This window comes from Bacillota bacterium (assembly GCA_040754675.1).
In the GTDB taxonomy this organism is placed as follows: Bacteria; Bacillota; Limnochordia; order Limnochordales; family Geochordaceae; genus Geochorda.
Map to the genome: position 1 here is coordinate 1 of JBFMCJ010000410.1, position 3,737 is coordinate 3,737.

Annotated in this window: 4 protein-coding genes; all 4 read right to left on the reverse strand. The window is 69.2% G+C overall.

The features are described from left to right. Positions 1 to 238 (reverse strand): hypothetical protein (locus tag AB1609_17985; protein MEW6048337.1); only part of this gene is annotated, 238 nt, incomplete at its 3' end. 213 nt (positions 239 to 451) lie between these two features. Continuing rightward, on the reverse strand, positions 452 to 1,378 hold the full coding sequence (locus AB1609_17990) for an HD domain-containing protein (protein MEW6048338.1): 927 nt from the start codon (positions 1,376 to 1,378) through the stop codon (positions 452 to 454). Between the two features lie 936 nt (positions 1,379 to 2,314). Continuing rightward, complete coding sequence (locus AB1609_17995) at positions 2,315 to 3,097, reverse strand: TIM44-like domain-containing protein (GenBank protein ID MEW6048339.1); 783 nt, start codon at positions 3,095 to 3,097, stop codon at positions 2,315 to 2,317. Next, positions 3,061 to 3,737 (reverse strand): protein-glutamate O-methyltransferase CheR (locus AB1609_18000; GenBank protein MEW6048340.1); only part of this gene is annotated, 677 nt, incomplete at its 5' end. The genes AB1609_18000 and AB1609_17995, both read right to left, overlap by 37 nt.

A 3,737-nucleotide genomic window follows, 5' to 3' on the forward strand; every position in this document is an offset into this window, starting at 1 on the left:
GTGTGTTCCGATGCTCGGGCGAAGCCGGGGCCTCCGGCCAGTGTGCGCACCGGAGCGCCTCTAGCGCGGGCAAGCTGACCGCATCGGGCACTGCCGGCACCTGCTCCACAAGCACCGGCCACAAGCCCACCAGTTCCTCCGCCGCGCAGGCAAAGAACCCGTGCCCCAGGCTGGAGTCGGCCCGGAAGAGGGACAGCAGCGCAAGATCCCACTGCTGCCGCGCAAAGCACGCCGGCACCGCCGCGAGGCGCCTACCGCTCGATGGCTCCCCGGGGCACGGGCCTGCTCCCGCGCCCGTACCCGGTTACTGATCCCGAGTAGTTCGGCAAATCGCGTTTCCGTCAGATCTGCTGCCAGGCGCACCAGCATGAGTTCCGTGCGATACGAACACAACCACCCTCCTGCCGCAGCACACAGTCGCGGGTGAGATGCCGTATCCCCGGCCACCAGCCTAGACCAGCAGCTCCGCGAAGTGCTCGGGCCGGCTCAGGTCCGTAGCCTCTCCCGCTCCAAACGGCTGCACCACCGGGCGGTGGGGCATACCACCGCTGTACCCCACGACCACGCCTTCTCGCCCTGCGTCCAGCTTCACCACGCAGCCCACCGGGTACGGCGCAAACCAGCACCGGAAGGCCGAAACCACCCTGCGGTCCGAATCCTCCGCCGCGAGTACCGCCTGCCAGGCGGCACCGGGAGAACGCCCTCCGAGGAGCAGGCTCAGGTAATGCTCCACCACCGTCAACAGAGCCACGCCGGACCAGGAAGCCCGCCCGCCATGGTGGCCGGCCACCGCCGCCTGCACGAATGCCGTAACCGGCCAGCTTCTCAGCAGCGCCACACCCGTCCGGCAGTGTTCCGGCCCGGGATTCACTGCTTCCCCGAGGTCGTGCAACAGTCCGGCCAGCACGAGGTCCACCGCCTGCCCCCACAGGCCGGCGAACCGGGACAGGTAGCCGCACAGGACGGCGGCGTCCGCCGCATGGTCTTCCGGCCTGCCTTCGCCTCCCACCCAGAGGGAACCCGGCTTACACCGGCCGAGGTGTTCCACCACCTGTAGAGCAAGGTCCCGCAGTTCCTCCCACGACACCTTCCAGCGCACACCGCCCGGCGGGACCGCCCCGCCGAGCGCCAGTGCCTGCTCCCACAGAACCCGGTACCTCTTCCTGAGCGCGGCTAGGAGGTGTTCGGGGACTCCCTCGGGCAGCTCCAGCCCAGCCAGCCGTGGGTCCTCGACTACCACATACCGGATTCCGGCATCGGCAAGTCTTTCGACGTGCTCCGGCAAAACCAGCGTCCCCGCGGCAAGCAGCAGGCCACGTTCACCGAACACCGGCGCTGCCAGGCGCATTCCGGTTGCAGCAATCACTTTCACGCGCACAGGTTATTGCCTCCCTGTCTGCCTTGGGTCTGGTGATGCCCGGGCCCCGAACAAGAAACGCCTCCGGGACCTCCAGAGGCGATTGCCTCCGGTCGTCTGAGTATGCCTCCAAAACCAACAGCCGGCGCGTTTCAGGAGGAAGTGCCAGTCGGCACCCTTGCGTTGCCCCCTTGGCGCAAAGCCTACCCCGCAGCACCGGAAGAACGGGACACCACTGCCGCACCAACAGATTGCTAAGGGGCCTATATCGCCCGCCCGCACCACACCATGCGGACCCCACGGCATCGGCTGGGCCTAGAGGGATTCTAGGAGTCGGCGGAGGAGTTCGTCATCTGCCTCCGTGGCAAACTGTTCGAGCCCCGCAAACTCGTCGTCCTCCACGGGCTCCAGGCGTGCACAGAGCCAGGAGACAATATCGCCCGTGATCCGCTACGCCCGCACGCCGGACATTGAGCACGTCACCCCGAACATTTCTTGGACCATCCCCGCAAGCATACGGCCGAGCGAGCAGGGCTCGCCCGACGTCCAGATCACGCGAGGGAACTCGGCAAAGGGTATGTCAAGCCGGCCCTTTTCCGCTCCCACCGCGACGAGTAAGGCGTGTCCTCAAAAAGGCGAGCCCGCGCGGGCCGAGCAGCGATGCCCCCGGAGGCGTCAGGTGAACGCCACCGCCCCGCTCCCGCGCCATGCGTTCAACGGCCACCGCGCCAAGGCCCCCCTCGCCGATCTGGGCCCCTGCCACGCAGGATACGCCGCCCCCACCCAACGCGCGGGCACGGGCGAAGTCGTCCGCGAACGCGCAGGCAGGCGACCTCTTCGCCGCTGCAAGCGACTGTCCCGAGGTTGATCCGCTCTTCCGCAACGGGCCGGGGAGCATACTGGACGACGGCCTACCGGGACGCATTCAGCCAGCAGCCACGCCCGCCCTGCTTCCCCTCATGACGGGCGCCCGTCCTCCTCGCTCACCGCCGAAGCGTCCATGCCCATCAGTAAGGGCAACACGCCGTCCGCGCCCGCCACGTCCCGCAACAGCCAGCGGTCCCCGTCGCGCTGGTACGTCCAGTACTGCTCATGCACATCCGGCCGGGTCACATCTTCGGACGGCCGCGGGTGGCGGTCCACGACCACGCCGCGGCTGTCCACCCGGTACCGGGCGCCCCAGAAGGTCACCAGCGCCGTGAAGGAGTCACGGCCATCATCACAGCAGTCCCGCGCACCCACGATGCGCACCCGGAGCAGCCTGGGGCCCTTGACCACCTCGGACATGCCATCGGAGCGCATCTGCGCGATCTCCGCTTCCCACTCGCGGTAAAGGTCAGGGTGCAGAAGTGCCTGCAGGGCCACCAGATCTTGACGCCGCCGGGCTTCCTGTATCCACGAAAATGTCTTCCGCACATACTCCTCAAGCCTCCAGGGCTCCCAGGAAGGATCGCGCCGCGCCCACCGGGCCAGCTCCCTGCAAGCAGCCCTGTGCTTGCGGTTCAACCAGGCTTCCACAAGGAGCGCGGCGGCCAGCACGGTCAGCAGGGCGAGAAAGCCCCCGTCCTCGCCGCCAGGAAGGGTCTCACCTCCGGCAGCGCGCGCCACCCCATGTGGCCACAGCAGGGCCGCGCACAGGCCCGCGGCAAGCGCGGTGTTCCCCCTCCGCCGAACAGCGCCAGCCGTCCCGCACGCCATCGCCCTCACCGCCCTTTCACGCAGAAGCAGGGCGAGACGCACCGCAGGCCCGCCTCGCCGGCGGCCGGCACCGGGTCCGCCGCCCCCAGGAACAGCACCCCGCCCGGGACCAGCGACCCGGCCAGGCGCGCCAGGACGCGCCGGCGGACCTCCGGCTCGAAGTAGACCAGCACGTTGCGGCACAGCAAAAGGTGCATCCCCTCCGGGTAGCGGTCCGAGAGAAGGTCATGCCGGCGGAACTCCACCCTCTCCTTCAGCCGCCCGTCCACCGCCCACAGCTCCCCCGCGGGCCGCACCCAGCGGTTGAAGTGGCGGATGGAAAGCTCGTGCAGGTACTCGAACTCGTACACGCCCCGCCGCGCCACCTCCAGCGCCGCCTCGCTCAGGTCGGTCGCCAGCACCCGGTAGCCCCCCAGGAGCCCCAGGTCCTCCAGCAGCATCGCCACCGAGTAGGCCTCCGCGCCCAGGCTGCACCCGGCGCTCCAAACGCGCACCTCTCCCTCGCTCACCAGATCGGCCAGGCGGGGAAGGTGAACCCGCTTCAGCTCGGCGAACCGGTCGCTGTCGCGGAAGAACCGCGAGACCTTGGGGACGAACCAGTCCAGCAGCGCCCCGGGCTCCAGGCGGCCATCCCGGAGCATCCGCACCAGGCCGTCATAGCTCCCGGCGCGCACCCAGGCCA